Genomic DNA, 18900 nt, shown 5'->3' on the forward strand with positions numbered 1-18900 from the left:
CACCGACCACCGTTCAACCCACCGTCCAGCGCAGTCCCGAGGAGAGTAATGAGCGAACCGACGCCATCGGCTTCCTGGGCCGATGCCTCCGTGGACGAGCTCCGCGCGGCCTTCGCCTCCGGAGCGACCACACCGAGCCGCACCGCGCACGCGGTGCTGGAGAGGATCGCGCGGGATACTCCGCTCAACGCCTACCACGCGGTCACCGCCGAGGAGGCCCTGCGCGCGGCCGAGGGGTCGGACGTGCGCCACGCCGAGGGACGGCCGCTGGGGCCGCTGGACGGCGTGCCCGTCACGGTCAAGGAGAACCTCGGGCGGGTCGGGGTGACCATGCCGTCCGGGACGGCGCTGCCCGACCCGCCGACGCCCGCGGAGGACTCGACCGTCGTCAGCCGCCTCCGCGAGGCGGGGGCGGTCATCGTCGGCTCCACGGTCATGCCGGACTGGGGCATGCTCTCCTCCGGCGTCAGTTCCCGTCACGGCATCACTCGGAGCGCGTGGGACCCCTCGCTGACCACCGGCGGTTCGTCGTCCGGCGCCGCCGTCGCCGCGGCCGCCGCCCACGGGCCGGTCCACGTGGGCACCGACATCGGCGGGTCGATCCGCCTGCCCGGCACCTGGAACGCCCTGGCCACGCTGAAGCCCTCCGCCGGTCTCATCCCGCTGAACAGCCCCTACGTCGGCCGGGCCGCGGGGCCGATGGCGCGCCGCGTCGCCGACCTCTTCCCCCTCATGCGCGCCGCGGCGCGGTGGGACGATCGCGACGTGTCCACGCACCCCTTCCCACCGGCGGACTTCTCCCCCGGGGAGTCATCCCCCGAGGGGATGCGTGTGGGCCTCCAGGTGGACGGGGGTCCCGGCCTGCCGTTGGCCCCCGCCGTACGCGCTGCCTGCCTCGACGCGGCGGAACGCTTCGCCGCCGCCGGTGCCGACATCGTGGAGGTGGATCCGATCACCACCGAACAGCTCCTGGTCCGCGTCGACCGGTTCTGGCGGGTCCGCGCACTGAACACCCTCAGGAAGCTGCCCGCCCACCTGCGGGACGGGTACGTCCTGGAGTACATCCTGGCCTGGTGTCTCGGCGGCCGCGACGTGGACGGCGTCACGACGCTGGACGACTACGAGGCGCTGGCGGAGCTGGGCGCGAAGGCCCGAGGCGCCACCCGGGGGCTGGACCTGGTGCTCTCACCGGTCACGCCGCAGACAGCCTTCCCCGCGGAGCAGCCGATGCCGCACCCGGAGCCCGGCGAGCCCATGGCGCACATCTCCTACACACTCCCGTACAACATGTCCGGCCAGCCCGCGGGGACCGTCAACGCGGGCCGGGACGCCGACGGGAAGTGGATCGGCCTGCAGTTCGCCGGTCCGGTCGGCACCGACGCACGTCTCCTGCGCCTGATGGCGTGGTGGGAACGCCAGCGCCCGGAACCGGCCGTGCCGGACTGGCGGGGGTGCGCCCGGGTCTCAACCGGACCGCGGTGACTCACCCCCGGGGGGCCGTGCCCCCTCAGGGGTTGTGCCCCTCAGGAGATTGTGTCGCTTCAGGGAGTGGGGGCCGCGGCTCCGTCGACCGCCGTCCAACCGCCGTCCACGGCCAGCACCGTGCCGGTGACGTAGCTCGCGGCCGGGGAGGACAGGTACACCGCAGCTCCGACCATCTCCCCCGGCTCGGCCCAGCGGCCCATCGCGGACTGCTCGGCGTACCTGCGGTACCAGTCCGGATCGTCCCGCACCTGCTGGGTCAGCGGTGTCGTCACGACCCCGGGTGCAACGGCGTTGACCCGCACCCCCTGCGCTGAGAACTCGCTGGCGGCCGAGCGCACCAGCGATTCCAGCCCCGCCTTCGTCGCTCCGTAGACACCCTGGCCGGGCTCGACCACCCGCGCGCGGATCGAGGACAGGAAGACCATCGACCCCCTGCCGTGCCGCGTCATGGAGGCTCCGAACGCCCGCAGCACCGAGAACGTGGCCGCGAGGTTCAGCCCCACGACGGCGTCGAACTCCTCCGGCGTGTAGTCGAGGATGCGGCGGCGCACGTTCATGGCCGCGGTGTGGACCAGGATCTCCGGGTGCCCGAACCGTTCCGGGGCTCCGGCGACGGCGGACGCGTCGGTCACGTCGAGCTCCGCGGCCCGTACAGAGTCGCCGCCGGGGCCCGGAAGCGCGTCGTCCTGGTGCTGACTGTCCGGACGCTGCTGCTCGCGGCACAGCCGCGCGGTGCCCTCCGCCGCCCGCACGTCGCGGTCGGCGCAGACCACGCGCGCCCCGGCCGCGGCCAGCCCCTGGGCCGTCTCGCGGCCTATGCCCGAACCGGCGCCGATGACGACCGCGGTCCGGCCGTCCAGCCGGAACATGCGGCGGTAGTCCGTCCCGGTCATGAACGCTCACCCTTTCTCTGCGGGATCCGTACGAGAGCCATCCGTGTCACGGTGTACTCCTCCATCGCCCAGCGCGGCCCCTCGCGGCCCACACCCGAGTCCTTCACGCCCCCGTAGGGCATGACGTCCGAGCGGAACCCGGGGATCTGGTTGACCACCACTCCCCCGACCTCCAGTTCGTCGATGGCCCGGTGCGCCTCGGCGAGGTCCGCGGTGTAGATCGCGGCCTGGAGCCCGTACCGGGAGTCGTTGACCAGGCGCACGGCCTCGTCGAGGTCCCGTACCCGGCGCACACACGCCACCGGGGCGAAGATCTCCTCGCGCCACAGCGGGTCGTCCTCGGGCACGTCCGCCAGCAACTGCGGGCTGATCAGGGCCCGCTCCGTGCCGGCGGAGACGCCGCCCTCCGGCACCGGGGCCTCGCCCAGCACCCGGGCGCCGCGTTCGCGAGCGTCCTCGACGCTCTTGCGCACCCTCGCCGCCGCCCGCTCGTCGATCAGCGCGGCCACGTCGGTGGTCATCTCCCACGGGTCCCCGACCACGACGCCGTCGAGCGCGTCGACGAGTTTGCGTTCGAAACCCGGATCGACCCCGTCCAGGACCAGCACACGCTGGACGGAGATGCAGGCTTGGCCGTTGGCGTAGAACGCGCCCCTGGTGACGGCGGCGACGGCCTCCTCCACGTCCGCCGACCCCGACACGATCAGTGCCGCGTTCGACCCGAGTTCGAGGACGGTCCTCCGGGGCGCGGCGGAGCGCGCGATCCGGTGTCCGACCTCGGCCGAACCGGTGAAGGACACGATCGCCGCGCGCTCGTCCTCGACGAGGGCGCGGCCGACCTCGGGGCCGCCGGTGAGGCACTGGAGGAGGCCCTCGTCCAAGCCCTCCGTCCGGAGCGCCTCCCGCACGACGGCGGTGAGCCACAGTGCCGAGAGCGCGGTGGCCGGGGCCGGTTTCAGCACCGCTGGGGTGCCGACGGCGAGTGCCGGGGCGACCTTGTGGCTGGCCAGCAGGAGCGGATAGTTGAAGCCCGCGATGGCGACGACCGTCCCCAAGGGTCGGCGCTTGTACCAGGCGAGCATGTCCTCGCCGCCGCTCTGCAGGTCGACGGGCACGAGCTCTCCCTCGTTCCGGCCGACCTCCTCGGCTGAGGCCTCCCAGCAGCTCAGGGTGCGCTCGACCTCCACGCGGCAGTCGCGGCGCGGTTTCCCGGTCTCCAGGACGAGCAGGTCCTCCAGCTCGGCGCGCCGCTCGCTCAGCGCGTCCGCGCAGCTGCGGACGAGGCGCTTCCGGGTGGCGGAGGTGGTGCGCCGGGCGGCGGCTCGGAGCTCTTCGGCGTGTGCCATCGCCTCGGCGGCGAGGACCGGGGTGCCCTCCGGCACGTCGCGCAGGTGCTTCCCGGTCCAGGCGTCCACGACCGGCGCCGTTCCGGCGGGGTCCTGCCACCCCGGTCCGACGGGAAGCCCGGTCGGCAGTTCCGCGTCCACCCTCGCGGGCATGCGGCGTACCGGCATGAAAGACACTCCTCTGGTCAGCCCTTGTAGCCTGCGTCACATCGTACAACTTGTCAGACCAGTCACACGAGCCGACCGCCGGGTTCCGTCACATGGCCGGGGCACCGAACCACTGCGCCAGGTGGGCTTGGAGATCCCGCTGGTCGGCCCCGCCCCAAGCCACGTGGCCATCCGGCCGCAGCAGCACGGCGGGCGCGTCCAGCTCCTCGCTGTTGTCGACGACGTGGTCGACCCGGTCTTCCCAGCCCGCCACCGAAAGCCGACCGGTCTGGTCGAGGAGGAGTCCGCGACCGCCGTGCATGAGGGCGTAGAGGCGGCCCCGCTTCAGACCGATGTCGCGCATCCGCTTCCCCAGCAGTTCGTGCCCCGCGCCTCCACACCCCGCACCGAAGTCGTAGCGGACCCCGATCGCGATGATCTTCTCGGTCAGGTACCGGTTCACCTCCTCGAAGTCCATCAGTTCCGACACCAGTCGGCGGGCTGCCTGGGGACCCGGTTCGGGTGACATCAGCTCGGTCTGCGCCCGGGTGTTCTCCAGGACGTCGGAGGCCACCGGGCGCCGCTCCTCCTGGTAGCTGTCCAACAGGTGTTCCGGCGCCCAGCCGTTGACCTCGGCGGCCAGCTTCCACCCCAGGTTGAACGCGTCCTGGAGGCCCAGGTTGAGCCCCTGACCGCCGGCCGGCGGATGGATGTGCGCCGCGTCGCCGGCCAGCAGCACGCGGCCGGACCGGTAGCGGTCGGCCAGCCGGGTGGCGTCGCCGAAGCGGGAGAGCCAGCGCGGCGAGTGCACGCCGAAATCGGTACCGGAGACCTCGCGCAGCTGCCGCTTCAGTTCGTCCAGGGTAGGCGCGGCCGTGCGGTCCTCGGCCACGCCCTCGGCGGGTGCGACGACTCGGTACAGCCCGTCCCCCAAGGGCATGGCGCCGAACCGCAGGTGGGTCTTGCGGACTTCGGCCGTGACGGCGGCGAGCGTCTCCGGTGACGCGGTCAGCTCGACCTCGCCCAGCAGCGTCTCCGTTCTGGAGGGCTCCCCGGGGAAACCGATGCCGAGCAGCTTGCGGACCGTGCTGCGCCCGCCGTCACAGCCGACGAGGTAGCGCGAGCGCAGTCGCGTGCCGTCGGCCAGGTCGGCGGTCACCCCGTCCCCGTCCTGGTCCAACCCGGCCAGGACGCTGCCGCGCCGGACCCCGGCACCCAGTGCTGTGGCGTGCTCGTACAGCAGGCGGTCGGTGGTGGTCTGCGGGATGCCGAGGACGTAGGGGTGAGCGGTGTCCAGACGCTCCGGCGCCGGTTTGCTGATCCCGGCGAAGAAGCCACCCAGCGGGTACTGCTTGCCCAGGTCGAGGAACCGTTCCAGCAGCCCGCGCTGGTCCATGACCTCGACACTGCGCGCGTGCAGCCCGAGCGAGCGGACCACCTTGGTCGGTTCGTGCTCCCTCTCCAGCACGAGCGCTTGTACGCCGTGCAGCCGCAATTCGCTCGCCAGCATCAGACCGGTCGGCCCGCCGCCGACCACGATCACGTCGATCATGAATGCCCCCGTGGAAGGAAAAGGGAATCCGAGCCAGCCGCCGCACCCGTTCCGGCGCCGCACATTCCGTGTGCACGCTGCCCGTACTCCCGCTCACGGTGGACAATTCTGTGGCACGACCGGGGTCTTGCCGCAAGTCCCGGGGTGCGCTATAGATTAAGAGAGGCAAGAAGAATTTTTCCGCCCCTCAGCCGCCCGTAACGGGCGAATTCCCCTTTCCGTTCCGCTCGGGCCCCACGGTCGCGGCCATTCCGGAGTGGACGGTCTGCCCGGTCTGGTACTGCTCAGCTGCGGCCGTCCATGGGACCCATGCGGCGCAGGGCCTCGGCGTCACTGGGCTTGGCGCGCACATAGGTGTCGGCCCAGGTGCGGGCGTCGGCGTAGGCGCTGCCGGCCGCGACTGCCTCGACCGCCGCGTCGAGATCCACCCGGGTGTGCCGCAGCTCCACCTGACCGTCCCTCAGGAGAGCCCAGGAGCCCCCGGCTCGCCCGTAGGGCATGCCGACACTGCCCGGGTTCAGGCACACCCGCCGGTCCACCAACCGGACGAACGGCATGTGGGTGTGGCCCATGACCACGGTGCGCACCCGGTCATCGAGGTCCGCCAGGACCTCGGCCCAGCGCTCCAGCGACGAGTCCACCAGCACGACCTCCTCGTCGTCGCGCGGGGGGCCGTGGCAGAAGACCACCGGGCCGAATCCGCGCACGTCGAGTTCCACCGGGTGCGGCAGGTGGTCGAGCAGTTCCACGTCGGGTGGGGCCAGCTGCCCGGCGGCCCAAGGGGCGATGGGGTCGGGGATCTCCGTGGAGCCGCCCCGAGCCAGCGCCACCAGCTCCCGGTCGGCGTTGCCGCGCACCAGGACGGCACGGTCCCCCAGTTCGCGGAAGCGGTCCAGTACCGCGACCGGCTGCGGTCCCGCGGCGTGGTCGCCGGTGAAGACCACCAGGTCGGCGCCGCGCACGTCGGGTTCGGCGAGAACCGCGTCCAGGACCGGCAGGACACCGTGGACGTCGGAGAGCACGGCAACGGAGTCGAACGGTCCGGTCCGGGGCTGCGCGAGAGAGCTCATGGGGGCGAGTCTTCAGCACCGCGGGGCGGTTGGGAAGGGGCTTCTTCCGCGAGCAGAGCGACCCCGGACACGCGTGTACGGTCGGCCCCGAAGGGACCGACCGTACACCGGTGCGGGTCAGTTCTTCGTGCCCTTGCTGATGGCCTCGATGATCTTCGGGCGCATCTCAGCGGCGCTGATGATGGCGTCCACAGAGCCCACCTCGACCGCGCGCTGGATGCTGTGTACCCCGTCGAACTCGGCGGCGACCTCGCCGAGCTTCTCGGCACGGACCGAGGCCTGGATCTCGCTGAGCTCGGCGTTGAGCTCGGCGCGCTCGGCACCGCTGGTCTCCGACACCCGGGCCTGCAGCTCCACGATCCTGGGGTCGGTGGCGGTGCGCTTGTTCACCTCACCGGAGAACACCACCGCAGCAGCGGGGGCACCGCCGAGGACGGAGGCGAAGGAGCCCTCCAGCGCCAGGACCGTCATGTTCGGGTTGAGCGCCTTGGAGAACACTACGAACGCGCCGCCGTGGTAGCGGGAGATGACGCAGAAGATGATCGGGCCGTCGAAGTTGACGATCGACCGGCCGATCTCCGCGCCGAACTCCAGCTGGAGGTTGCGCATGGACTCGGGCGAGCCGTCGAAGCCGGACAGGTTGGCCAGCACGACCAGCGGGCGGTTGCCCGAAGCCGCGTTGATCGCCCGCGCGGTCTTCTTGGACGAGCGCGGGAACAGCGTGCCCGCGGTGTAGGCGTCCGGACCGTCGGTGGGCGGGAAACCCTTGCGCTGCACGGCCCTGGACTCGATGCCGATCAGGCAGACCGGCCAGCCCCCGATGTGCGCGTCCTGCACAGCCGAGGTGTCGGCGTCGGCCATGCCCGCCCAACGCTCCAGCACCGGGTGGTCCTGATCGGACAGGGCACGCATCACCGTGCGGATGTCGAAGGGCTTCTTGCGGTCCGGGTTGTGCTCCGCTGAGAAGATCTCGCCCACGGTGCTGAAGTCGCTGCCCTCGACCTCGTGCGGGTAGGTGGTCACGTCCCGGTGGTCCGGGTCGCTCGTGCCGGCCTTGCGCGGCGCCTCCTCGCCCGGCAGGACGTAGGTGTGGTCGTAGTGCGACATCAGCACGTCCCGGGCGGACTGGAGGTTCGGCGCCCAGTACTGTGCCTGGCCGTTGGGGCCCATCACCCGGTCATAGCCGCCGATGCCGAAGTTGTCCTCGGCGGACACGCCACCGGAGAAGTCGAGCGACTGCTTGCCGGTGAGCACCATGGCCGAGTCCGGTGTCATCACCAGGATGCCCTTGGTGTGCATGAGCATCGTCGCTTCGGCGTTCCAGTAGGGCTGGGCGCCGACGTTGATCCCGGCGACCACGATGTTGATCTCGCCGCCGTCCTGGGTGAACTCGACGATCCGCTTGAGGGCGGCCGCGACCCAGTCCATGTTCTCGGTGCCCGAGGTCATCGAGATCCGCGCGCCGGCCGAGAGCGCGAACCATTCCAGCGGCACCCGCATCCGGTCGGCCAGGTCGAGTGCGGCGATCACCCGGGCGCACTCCGGCTCCGACAGCGCTCCGAGCGCCTTGGTGGGGTCGCCGAGCAGCACCACGCGGGTGACGCCCTCGGGGTGCCGTTCGGTGGGTGTGGTGACCACACCGGCGACGATGGCCGCGGAGTTGCGGCCCTTGGGCCGGTCCACGGGCGCGAGCACACCCTGGTCGTCGAGGTCGTACTCGGTGAAGGAGCCGTCCGGTCCGGTGAGCATGTTCGTCAGCTCGTACGGGTACACGGTCCCGCGGCGTGCCGCGCGCAGCACCTTCTGCCGGTAGTCGTCCAGCGGCAGCACCGGCTCGGTCGACGGCTTGTCGACGTGCACGCTCGCGCCGTTGCCCGGGTCGAGGGTGATGCTCACGGCGAGCTCGGTCAGCTCGCCCGACTCGGTGCGCTGGCGGGCCACGAACTGGGCCTCCTCCAGCCCAGCGCCCTCGGTGGTCGGCAGGATGCGCTGGACGAGCCCGTCGAGTTCGTCGAGGGACAGCTCGGTGGACGGCCAGACGTACATCAGGATGCGGTTGGTGTCGAACCGCTTGCGCTGCGGCCGCTGCGCCTGGATGTTGCGGATGGCGTCCAGGCACCCGGCGAACGTGTCCTCCACGGCGGGCAGCGCGACCAGTCGGCCATCGGCATCACGCAGCGCCGTCAGGTCGCGGACCTGGCCCATCGCGAACAGTCGCTCGTCGGACGGGTTGCTGCGCGCCACGGCCTTGAACAGGTAGATCTCCTCGTCCGCGGACGGCAGCCGGGTGAGGTCGAACTCCCGCAGGCGCTCCAGCTGCAGGCGCTGCGCGATCTGCGGGTGCAGGCCGCGGATCAGCAGGTCCTCGGTGAGCCCGTCCTCGCCTTGGCGGAAGGTGAAGTGGTGGTGCATCACCGCGCCGCTGGTCCCGGCCACGGTGGCGGTCACCCGGCGCACGGACGCCGGCATCGGGTTCTCGTTCAGGATCTCGTTGAGCCGCACCGCCATGGCTTCGGCGTCCGGCTGGCCGTCCCACGTCACGTAGAGGTCGGCGACCACCCCGGGGGCGTCGGCGCCCTCGGCGGTCCCGTTCTCGGAGCGCCCGTCGGACGCGACCGTTTCGGCGGCGTAGGCGCCGACGGCACCGATGGCGTCGGGCAGGGCGGCGATGTCGACGGCGGTGGTGACCACTGGGGTCACCCCCTCCGGGCCGGTGTACTGGGCGGTGACCAGCGGGCAGCCCGCCGTCTCCCGCTCGGTGACCTCGGAGAGCCCGCGGTTGCCGTAGTAGCGGCGGGTGAGGACCTCCAGGAGCGGCGCGTGGTCGCGGCCGGGCCGACCGATCCGCTGGCCGATCAGCCGGACCAGCGGCTCGGAGCTGCCCACCATGGCCTGGATCCGCTCGGCGCGGTCCGGGGCGTCGGGTTCGCGGTCCAGGTAGCGCAGGTCGTCGCGGACCGCCGCGTAGACCTTGGCGCGGTTGCGGCGCAGCAGCGGCTGGGTGAACCAGCGGAACACCACGCCGCGGGCCAGGTCGGACACCGCGGGGAAGCGCACCTGCGTGGCCTCGACCAGGTGCTCGAGGCTGAGCCCGACGCGCTCGCTGAGCGACTCGACCGGCGGCGCGCCGGACAGCCACTCGCGCAGCAGCGCCGACACGATCGCGACGTAGGTCCCCGACCGCTGCTGGGCCAGGAAGATCCGGAAGACCGCGTCCTCCAGCTCCGGCGTGCGGTCGAGGTCGGTCACCCCGTAGTGCGCGAGGACCCGCGTGAGTTTGGCCTGGAAGTCCTCGGTGACGCCGGCGCGCTCGACGTCGAGGCTCTGGAGGTAGCTGTGGAAGTACTCGCGGGAGCTGTGCACCGGGCTGTCCGGCTCGGCCTCGATCGGGCCGCCGGGCCGGTTGCCGCTCAGCTCGGACAGGTCGGCGAACACGGTGAGCAGGTCCAGCTCACCCTCGAGCGGCTGTCCGCCCATCTCGAGGCGGGCGGAGAGGTAGTCCGACAGCACACGGTCACTGTCGTACGCGTCGAAGCCCAGCAGTAGACCGCGCAGGTCACGCAAGCCGCGTTCGGCACGCTCGGCCGCGGAGGCCGCCGCGGGCTCGGACGGGAGCTCGATCTCGACGGTCTGAGCGTCGGCCTCCGACTCCTCGCTGTCGTCGTCGCTGAGCGGCTCCAGTCGCATCAGGGGCGCGCCGGTCTCGACCTGGCCGCCCACCGACACCGGGCACTCACGGATCCGGGCGCGGAACGGCGCGCGCAGCACCGTCTCCATCTTCATGCTCTCCAGCACCAGGACCGGGGCGCCCGCCTCGACCTCGTCGCCGACCGACAGCGGCGTGGCGACCACCAGCGCGGGAGCGGGGGAACGGACGACGCCGCCCTCATCACGGCTGATCCGGTGGGTGACGCCGTCGACCTCGACCAGGTGGATCGGCCCGTGCGTGGCCGAGACCAGCCGGAACCGGCGCCCGTTGACCACGATCCGGCCGGTGTGCTCGTCGAAGCGCTCCACCTCGACGTCGGCCGGGTGCACGTCACCGCCGCCGGAGATGCCGATCCGGAAGCCGCGCTGCCCCACGCGGGCCACGTGCACCCGGTAGCCGACACCGCGGAGTTTGAGGTCCAGCGGACGGCCCGGGTCGTGGCGTACCTGGGGACGGCCGCCGCGCGCGGTGGAGAGCAGCTGCTGGCGGCTCACCTCCTCCTCGTCCTCGTAGGCCTCGATGGCGGCGGTGGCCAGGGCGATCGCGGAGTGCCGGTCGTTGACCAGGCGGCCTTCGGCGCGCACCCGGTCGATCCAGCCGGTGTCGGCACTGGCGCCGATCACCTCGGGCTGGTCGAGGAGGTCGAGCACGAAGCCCTTGTTGGTGGCCCCGCCCTCGATGATCACCGTGGTCTCGGCCATCGCGCGGCGCAGCCGGGCCAGGGCCTGGTCGCGGTCGCGGCCGTAGGCGATGACCTTGGCGATCATCGAGTCGAAGTCGGCCGGGATGCTGTCACCCTCACGGACACCGGTGTCCACGCGGATACCGGGACCGACGGGCAGCCGCAGTCGCGCGATACGTCCCGGGGCGGGTGCGAAGTCGCGGTCGGGGTCCTCGGCGTTGAGCCGGGCCTCGACGGCGTGGCCGACCTCGGCGGGCTGGAAACCGTCCAGCTTGCCCCCGCCGGCCACGTGCAGCTGGAGCCGGACCAGGTCGGTGCCGGTGGTGGCCTCGGTGATGGGGTGCTCGACCTGGAGCCGGGTGTTGACCTCGAGGAAGGCGAAGAGCTTCTCGCCGGGGTGGTAGAGGAACTCGACGGTGCAGGCGCCCCGGTAGCCGACGGCCACGGCGAGCCGCTCGGCGGAGGCCTTGAGCTCGTCGGTCTGTTCGGAGTCGAGGAGCGGGGAGGCGGATTCCTCGATGATCTTCTGGTTGCGGCGCTGCACCGAGCAGTCGCGCACGCCCAGGGCCCACGCGGTGCCCTGGCCGTCCGCGATGACCTGCACCTCGACGTGGCGGGCGCCGGTGACGAGGCGCTCCAGGAAGACCACGCCGGAGCCGAAGGCGCGCAGCGCCTCCTGGCTGGTGCGCTCGTAGGCTTCGGCCAGGTCTTCGCCCGAGGCGACCATGCGGATCCCGCGCCCGCCGCCGCCGGCGGTGGCCTTGAGCATCAGTGGATAGCCGATCTCGTCCCCGGCGCGCAGAGCGTCCTCGAGGTTGGAGACCTCACCGCGGCTCCACGGTGCGACCGGGACACCGACCTCCTCGGCGATCAGCTTCGCGCCGATCTTGTCGCCGAGCTTGCGCATGGCCTCGCCGCTCGGGCCGACGAAGGTGACGCCGATCTTCTCGCACAGGTCGGCGAAGGCCGGGTCCTCGGCGACGAAGCCCCAGCCGACCCAGGCGGCATCGGCCTTGGTCTCCACCAGGGCCTGCTCCAAAACGGCGAGGTCCAGGTAGGGGCGGGCCGAGGCCGGACCCAGCGGGTAGGTGATGTCGGCCTCGCGGACGAAGGTCGCGTCGCGGTCGGCGTCGGTGAAGAGGGCGACCGTCTCGATGTGCGTCCCGGTTTCCGCGGACAGGTCCCGGACGGCGTGGATGAGCCGCATAGCGGCCTCACCACGGTTGACGATGGCGACACGACTGAACACCGACTGAGCTCCCCACGTATTGACGCACAGCAGGCGGCGTCCGCGTCCCGGAGCGCCGCCTGCACCTACTCTCCAGCCTGGTCGATGACCCCCTGGAACACCAATGTCCTGAATTGCTCACACCAGCGCCGCCGCTTTGTGGGATCTCCACAAAAGGCACCCCGCCCCAACCCGGCCCGTCACCCTTCAGGGCGAGGTTTGCCACAATCGGCCCGTTCAGCGGCCACCGTTCAGGGTGGCCTGCCACATCCGGTACCCGGCGACCGTGGGAGCGGACTCACCGTGTGCCGTGCTCACTGTCCCAGAGAGCACGCTGGAGGTTCCGGAGGACGGGGATGGCCGCGATCTTCTCCTCCCCCAGCTCCTGCCAAGCGATCCCCGCAGGGCGCCGTCGGGGAGGACACTCGATGGTTTCCTCGGGGGTGACGATCAGGTCCACGCTCACGTCGTACGCCGCCTCGGGGATGGCCTCGTCGACCACCTGGAGTGCGTGCACGGTGGTGACGATGAGCGTGCGCTCGTCGATCAGCCCGGCTTGGGCGAGCAGGGCCATCTCGATGTCGCTGTACCCGGCGCCCTTGCCGATGCGCACGCCTTGACGGTTGACGGCCACACTGCCGCAGACGACGGCGTCGACCGGCCGCATCCGTTCGATCGGGGTACGGGGCGCGTGCTGCGCGGCGCCCCGGCCCGTGGCGAGGACCTCGGGGTCCGTGGTGAGGACGGCGGGGTCGATCTCGTAGAAGGGCTCGGGGGCGGCGATCCTGGGCACCGCCGTGTACACGGTCTTCCCACCTCGCAGGGAGAGGAGGCGGACCTCGGACTGGGCCCGGTCCGGGTTGGCAGTGACCACCCGGGCCGCGGCCCAGCGCGGGTGTTCGGCCATCTGCGCGGCGGCCCGGTCCGCCCCGTGGAAGTCCGGGATCTCGCCGTGTACCGGCCCGGACCTGCCCGCACCGTGTGTGTCGAGCAGATCCCAGACCCGGTGCCTGAGCCGGTCCTTGGGGGTTGTGGTCCTGGGGCGGGTCAGAAGTCCACGTCCTCACCGAACCACGGCTCCGCGATCTCGTCGCGGGTCCCGTCGTTGAGGGCGATGTTCAACCACTGGTCGACGTAGTGCTTCAGGACGTCATCGCCGCGGGGCAGCATGTAGCCGTTCTCGAAGTAGTCGAAGGGCTCGTCGGGGTTGACCGCGCAGAGCTCCTCGTACTCGTTGGCGACCCACAGTGTCTCCGAGGCGTCGGTGGTCATGACGTCGGCGTTGCCTGCAACGATCTCGTCGAAGATGGTGTTGTTGTCGTGGCGAATGAGTTCACCCTCGGGGTAGTGCTCCTCCGCGAAGACCTCGTTGGTCCCCCCGCTGGGCATGATGGAGCGCACGCCCGGCTGGTTGATCTGCTCGATGGTCCGGTAGTCGTCGACGTTCTCGCACAGGGTGATCGGCGTCTTCCCGTCCTCCATGGTCGGCGCGGAGAAGTAGACCTGCTGGGCGCGTTCGGTGCTGATCGAGATACCGCCCACCGCGATGTCGCAGTCCGCGAGGAAGTCCTCCATCAGGTCGTCCCAGCTGGTCTGGACCCACTCGATCTCCACATCCATGTCTTCGGCCAGGTCACGTGCCAGGTCGACGTCGATACCGGTGAACTCGTCGTCTTCCGGGTCCAGGTAGGTGAAGGGCTGGTAGTCGCCGGTCGTGCACACACGGAGTGTGCCGCTGTCGAGGACGTCGTCGAGTGCGCTCTCTCCCTGGACGGCGTCTCCGGGCTCCTCCCCCTCGTCGGCGCCGGCACAGCCCGCGACGAGAAGGGTGGCCGACAGGGCGGCGAGGGCGGTGGTGCGTGCCTTCACGGGACCTCCAAGGGGGGTCGGTTCCACCGGCGCGCGGGGCGGTGGCCAAGGGCTGGACCCTGGTGTGACGCGGGTCATGCTACACACGTCGAATCCTCCCGTCCGGACCGCCCCGTCCTCCCCGGTCTCTATCGATGGGCCCCGCGGGTGGTTCAGACACCGCCTCCGTTCGACGCCCCCTGGCCCGCCAACTGTGCTGCGGGTGCGGCTGGGTCCAACGCCAGCCGGTCCCAGGAACCGACGTCCCGCTGGAGCTGCCGGTCGTGGGTGGCGAGCACCACCGCCGCCCCGGTGGCTTCGAGCCCTTCGGTGAGCTCGTCGACGAGGGCGATCGAGAGGTGGTTGGTCGGCTCGTCGAGCAACAGCACGTGCGGCCGAGAGGCCAGCGCCAGGGCGAGGTCGAGCCTGCGCTGCTGACCCATGGACAGGTCGCGCAGCGGCCGGTTGGCGTCGGCCGACGAGAGCAGCCCGAGGGCGCTCAGGGAGACCGTCTCCCCCTCCGGGAGCGCCCCCTCGCTGACGAGTCGCCCCATGTGCGCGGCGAACACGTCGCGGGCCCGCCGTGCAGCGGCACGCGGCGACTCCTGGGCCAGCAGGCGCACCCGGGCGGTGCGTGCGGTGCGCACGCTCCCCCCGGTCGGGGCGATCCGCCCGGCGAGCACCGACAGGAGCGTGGACTTGCCCGCACCGTTGGGTCCGGTGACCACCAGCCGCGAACCGGAGTCGAGGTCGAACGTGGCCGGTTCGGTCAGGCGCCCCGCGACGGTGACCTCCTCGGCCCTGAGCAGGGTCACCCCGGGCCGCGTCGGCAGCTCCGGCATGCGGAACCGCATCGGGGGCGGCGGCATGGTGACCGCGTGCGCCTCGAGGTCGTCGCGCCGCCGGTGGACGGAACGGACGAGCCCGGGCGCGCGGGTCGCCCGCTGGTGCTTGCCGGTGCCCTTGTCGGGGCGCCATCCGCTGACCAGACGGTTCTGCGCCTCGGACAGGTCCTGGGTGAGACGGGCGTGCTCGGCCCGCTGCTGCTCGTACTCGGCGGCCCAGCGTTCGCGTTCGGCCCGCCGCCCCACCTGGTACCCGGCGAAACCCCCGCCGTAGACGCGGGGACCGCCGTCCCGGCTCGGGTCGAGGTCGAGCATGGTCGTGGCCACGTCCGACAGCAGGGCCCGGTCGTGGCTGACCAGCACCACACCGTTCCGGTGGCCGCGCAGCTGCCTGGTCAGGTAGTCGAGCCCGGCTGCGTCCAGGTGGTTGGTGGGCTCGTCCAAGAGAAGGAAGTCGTGCGAGGCGCCCAGGAGGCAGGCGAGTCGGACGCGGTAGCGCTGCCCGACGGACAGCTCCGCCAGCGGCCGCGACCGGTCGGTGACGGCGCCCAGGTTGTCGAGTGCGAGGTCCACGCGGCGGTCGGCGTCCCACGCGTCGAGTACCTCCGCGGTGCGCAGCGCCGCCTCGTACCTCTCCGCGGCCTCGGGATCACCGGAGGCAAGCCCTTCGGCACCGGCGTCGAGCGCGTCCAGCGCAGTGCGGGCGTCGGCGAGTTCGATGTCGACCAGGTCCCCGACGATGCGGCCGTCGGTGGCCCGCATCTCCTGCTCGGCGACGCCGAGGGTGCCGATGCGGCGTACGGTCCCGGCGTCGGGTTCGAGCGCCCCGGCCAGGATGTGCAGCAGCGTGGACTTGCCGCGGCCGTTCTCGCCCACGACGCCCCAGCGGGAGCGGGGTGTGACGGTCATGTCCACAGCGGACAGGACCGTGCGGCCGCCGCGATCGATGTGGATGCCGTTCGCGGTGAGTTGGGCCCGCTCTCCGGCGGGCAAGGCGGACTCGGGGTTGAGGGTAGCCAAAGTTCCTCCGAACAGAGCTCCGCCCGGCGGGTTCGCGACGGGTGTGCGGGAGCTCTTCGAGCTGACGGACGGCCCAGAACGGGCCAGTGCATACGTCAGGCACCCGCGGCCACGGTGGAGTGGTGGCGGGCGCTCAGGCTCGAATCAGAGGTAAAGGGGAAGGTGCACAGTGGCACGATACCACCCTGAACAGCGATAACTCCGGTGAAATTCGGCACCGGAAGCAGCGCTCAGGCCAAGTAGTCAAAGTTTTTCGCTTTACCGTCCTTGACGCGACCACGGCAACACGGAAGCCTCTGACGAACAGCCAGATTCGGGTACGCGACGGTGGCCGCGCCGTCCACCCAGGCACTTCCCCCGCATCCCCCGACCCCCACGTCCTCCCCCATCACTGAGCACAAGAAGCCCGACGGTGTGAGTGCTGTCCAGTGGTTCCGCGGCCGACCTGACCGTGCCCGCTCTCCGCCGCTGCCCGAACGGTGGCGGCGCCAAGCGTCGCGGACCACCGGCCGACCGGCCCGGTCCGTGCTGAGCAGAAGGATCGGGATGGGACAGTCAGTGATATTGCCCGGCTTGCGGGGTGCCCGCCGGACCGGGACCGTCACCGGTGCGGCCCTCGCGCTGCTGATACCGACAGCCGTACCCACCGTGGCCGAGACCACCGCCGCGGACCTGGAACTGGACGAGACGGCAGTGGTGGAGGTCTTCCTGGAGGACCGCGACGACCTGGACCGGCTCGTCGAACTGGGCGGCGACATCGCCCAGTTGGACCCGGCCGACGAGAACGGCGACGACGACGGATTCGTCGCCCAGGTCGTGATCTCCCCCTTCGACGCGGACACCTATACAGACGCCGGTTTCACCTTCGGTGACGTGCTCTACACCGAGGCCGACGCGGAGGAGCGCGTCGAAGAGCGCGAGGCGACCATCGCGCGGTTGAGCGCCGAGAACGAACCCGAAGGCGGGCCGGGGACCCAGTCCGACACCGACGACCTGGAGATCCTGCGCGCGGACTACTTCGAGGGCCGCGACGGGGACTTCCTGTCCGTGGAGGTCGACTCCAGCTTCGGCCAGGACGAGGACTTCGAGCTCACCGTGGAACGCGACGCCGGTCCGGGCACGGAGATCGGTGACGGCGGCACGCAGGAGCTGAGCCCCTTCGTCGACGTCGGGGTGTACATGTACCACCGCGGCCAGGACGAGGTGGAAGACCAGCCCGGACGTATCCGGGTCACCAGCCCCAACGGCGGCACCGCCGAGGCGGACGTGACCGAGTGGCTGCCCGACCCCGACGGGCCCGGGGACCCGTTGCCCCACACCGACTTCCTCAACGCGTACATGACCCCGGACGAGCTCTACGACCGGATCCACCAGATCGCGGACGACTACCCCGACATCGCCGAGGTCGTCGAACTGCCCAACCAGACCAACGGCTACCGTCGGCACGCGCAGGCGATCCTCGGTGTGGCGATCGACGGCGAGAACGCCGACCGCGGAGTGGTCGTGGAGTCGCTCGACTACGGCCACGAGGGCGGCAACGACATCGTGGTGGACCTGGTCGACCCCTACACGCCCGACTCCGAGCTGTCGGTGGGCGTTGAGGGCGACGAGATCGCCGTCAGCCTGGCCACCGACGGCAGCGGCGCGATCACCACCACTGCCGCGGAGACCGTGGAAGCGATCAACGCCGAGGCCGACGACCTGGTCCGGGCCTTCACCTTCCGCGACAACGCCGGGGACGGGGTGGTGCAGGCCGAAACAGTGCAGGCCAGCGACTTCCTCAACGCTCCTGACGACGTGTCCCGCGACCCGGCGACGGTCTACGCGCTGCGGATCGGCGCCGACCGGGACGGTTCCGGCACCGGTGTGCTCGGCTACTCCCAGGAGCACGCCCGCGAGTGGCAGACTCCGCTGGTGGCGATCGAGACCGCCGAGCGCCTGGTGCAGAACTACGGCCTCCACGACACCACCACCGACCTGGTGGACGAGCTGGACATCTTCCTGATGCCCTCGTTCAACCCCGACGGCGCCAACTACTCGTTCTACGACGAGCCGATGCACCGCAAGAACATGACCAACTACTGCGACACCGACGGCCCCCGCGACCAGTGGGCCGTGGAACAGGGCGCGCAGTGGGGCGTGGACAACAACCGCAACTACGGCGAGTACACCTTGTGGGACGGCTACTCCGGCGCCTCCTTCGACTGCACCAGCCAGACCTACGCCGGGCCCGAAGAGGAGGGCCCGATGTCGCAGCCGGAGAACCAGAACCTGGAGTGGCTGGTCGACACCTACGACAACATCGACTTCTCGATGAACATCCACTCCTCCGGCGACTACTTCATGTGGTCCCCCGGCGCCTACATCGCCGAGGACCGCGAACCCACCCCCAGGCCCACGGCGATGGAGGAGGCCTACTTCTGGGAGTCCTCGGAGAGCATCCTCGGCGCGATCAAGGAGCACCGCGACACGGTGGTGACCCCGGCCCGCACCGGACCGATCATCGACGTGCTCTACTCCGCGGCGGGCAACTCAGGCGACCACCTCTGGTACGGGCACGACATCTTCGCGTGGAACTTCGAGCTGGGGCAGGAAGGGTTCCAGCCGCCGTGGGAGGAGGCCCACGCCCAGGGCATGGAGTACTCCAACGGCCTGTACAACATGCTGGAGGTGGCCCTGGAATACCAGGACGACCAGGTCCGGCCGCGCTCCGACGTCTCCCCGCGCGCGGGCGAGCACTCCGGGCCGGTGGAGGTCACCTTCGAGACCACCGAACCCGCGGAGATCTACTACACCCTCGACGGCAGCCGCCCGACCTTCGACTCCCCCAAGCTGGAGCTGACGGGTGTGCGCGGGGACCTGGAGACCCTGCTGATCGAGGAGACCACCACCGTCCACTGGTTCTCCGCGGACATCGCGGGCAACACCGAAGGCAACTACGACCCCGACAGTGACGCCCGCAACCACCGCAGAGGCACCTGGACCATCACGGACTGATGCACTGTGCGGGCCCCGGGGCGCGGGCGGAACACCGTCCGCGCCCCGTCGCCGCACGTGCCCAGCGGCACCTACCAG

General features: G+C 71.2%; 10 protein-coding genes. 2 read left to right on the forward strand and 8 right to left on the reverse strand.

Annotation, left to right across the window (positions count from 1 at the left end; genetic code table 11):
• Nucleotides 1-48: 48 nt before the first annotated feature.
• Nucleotides 49-1482 carry an amidase gene (locus ACYVDG_RS04765; protein ID WP_460747058.1) on the forward strand — a complete coding sequence of 478 codons (1434 nt, stop codon included), beginning with the start codon at nucleotides 49-51 and terminating at the stop codon, nucleotides 1480-1482.
• A 59-nt stretch (nucleotides 1483-1541) separates the two neighbouring features.
• Here the strand turns inward: ACYVDG_RS04765 and ACYVDG_RS04770 are convergent, their stop codons facing one another.
• The 8 genes from ACYVDG_RS04770 to ACYVDG_RS04805 form a co-directional block, all read right to left on the reverse strand.
• Nucleotides 1542-2378, reverse strand: a complete 837-nt coding sequence (locus tag ACYVDG_RS04770) for an SDR family NAD(P)-dependent oxidoreductase (protein WP_460747059.1) — start codon at nucleotides 2376-2378, stop codon at nucleotides 1542-1544.
• Nucleotides 2375-3892: an aldehyde dehydrogenase family protein gene (locus tag ACYVDG_RS04775; RefSeq protein ID WP_460747060.1), complete on the reverse strand. Its 1518-nt coding sequence runs from the start codon at nucleotides 3890-3892 to the stop codon at nucleotides 2375-2377. The genes ACYVDG_RS04770 and ACYVDG_RS04775 overlap by 4 nt, the downstream gene beginning before the upstream one ends.
• 88 nt (nucleotides 3893-3980) lie before the next feature.
• Nucleotides 3981-5423, reverse strand: a complete 1443-nt coding sequence (gene rox, locus ACYVDG_RS04780) for a rifampin monooxygenase (RefSeq protein WP_460747061.1) — start codon at nucleotides 5421-5423, stop codon at nucleotides 3981-3983.
• Nucleotides 5424-5707: 284 nt separating this feature from the next.
• Nucleotides 5708-6493: a metallophosphoesterase family protein gene (locus ACYVDG_RS04785; RefSeq protein WP_460747062.1), complete on the reverse strand. Its 786-nt coding sequence runs from the start codon at nucleotides 6491-6493 to the stop codon at nucleotides 5708-5710.
• A 117-nt stretch (nucleotides 6494-6610) separates the two neighbouring features.
• Complete coding sequence (locus ACYVDG_RS04790) at nucleotides 6611-12133, reverse strand: ATP-binding protein (protein ID WP_460747063.1); 5523 nt, start codon at nucleotides 12131-12133, stop codon at nucleotides 6611-6613.
• Between the two features lie 277 nt (nucleotides 12134-12410).
• Nucleotides 12411-13163 (reverse strand): 5-formyltetrahydrofolate cyclo-ligase, encoded by a 753-nt coding sequence (locus ACYVDG_RS04795; RefSeq protein WP_460747132.1) that lies wholly within the window; start codon nucleotides 13161-13163, stop codon nucleotides 12411-12413.
• A complete protein-coding gene (locus ACYVDG_RS04800) occupies nucleotides 13160-13981 on the reverse strand; it encodes a transporter substrate-binding domain-containing protein (RefSeq protein WP_460747064.1) in 822 nt (273 codons plus the stop codon). The genes ACYVDG_RS04795 and ACYVDG_RS04800 overlap by 4 nt, the downstream gene beginning before the upstream one ends.
• 152 nt (nucleotides 13982-14133) lie before the next feature.
• A complete protein-coding gene (locus tag ACYVDG_RS04805; RefSeq protein ID WP_460747065.1) occupies nucleotides 14134-15825 on the reverse strand; it encodes an ABC-F family ATP-binding cassette domain-containing protein in 1692 nt (563 codons plus the stop codon).
• Between the two features lie 573 nt (nucleotides 15826-16398).
• On the opposite strand from ACYVDG_RS04805, the gene ACYVDG_RS04810 reads away from it, so the two are divergent.
• A complete protein-coding gene (locus tag ACYVDG_RS04810) occupies nucleotides 16399-18822 on the forward strand; it encodes a M14 family metallopeptidase (protein WP_460747066.1) in 2424 nt (807 codons plus the stop codon).
• The last annotated feature ends 78 nt before the right edge of the window (nucleotides 18823-18900 follow it).

It is taken from the genome of Nocardiopsis oceani, assembly GCF_054777395.1.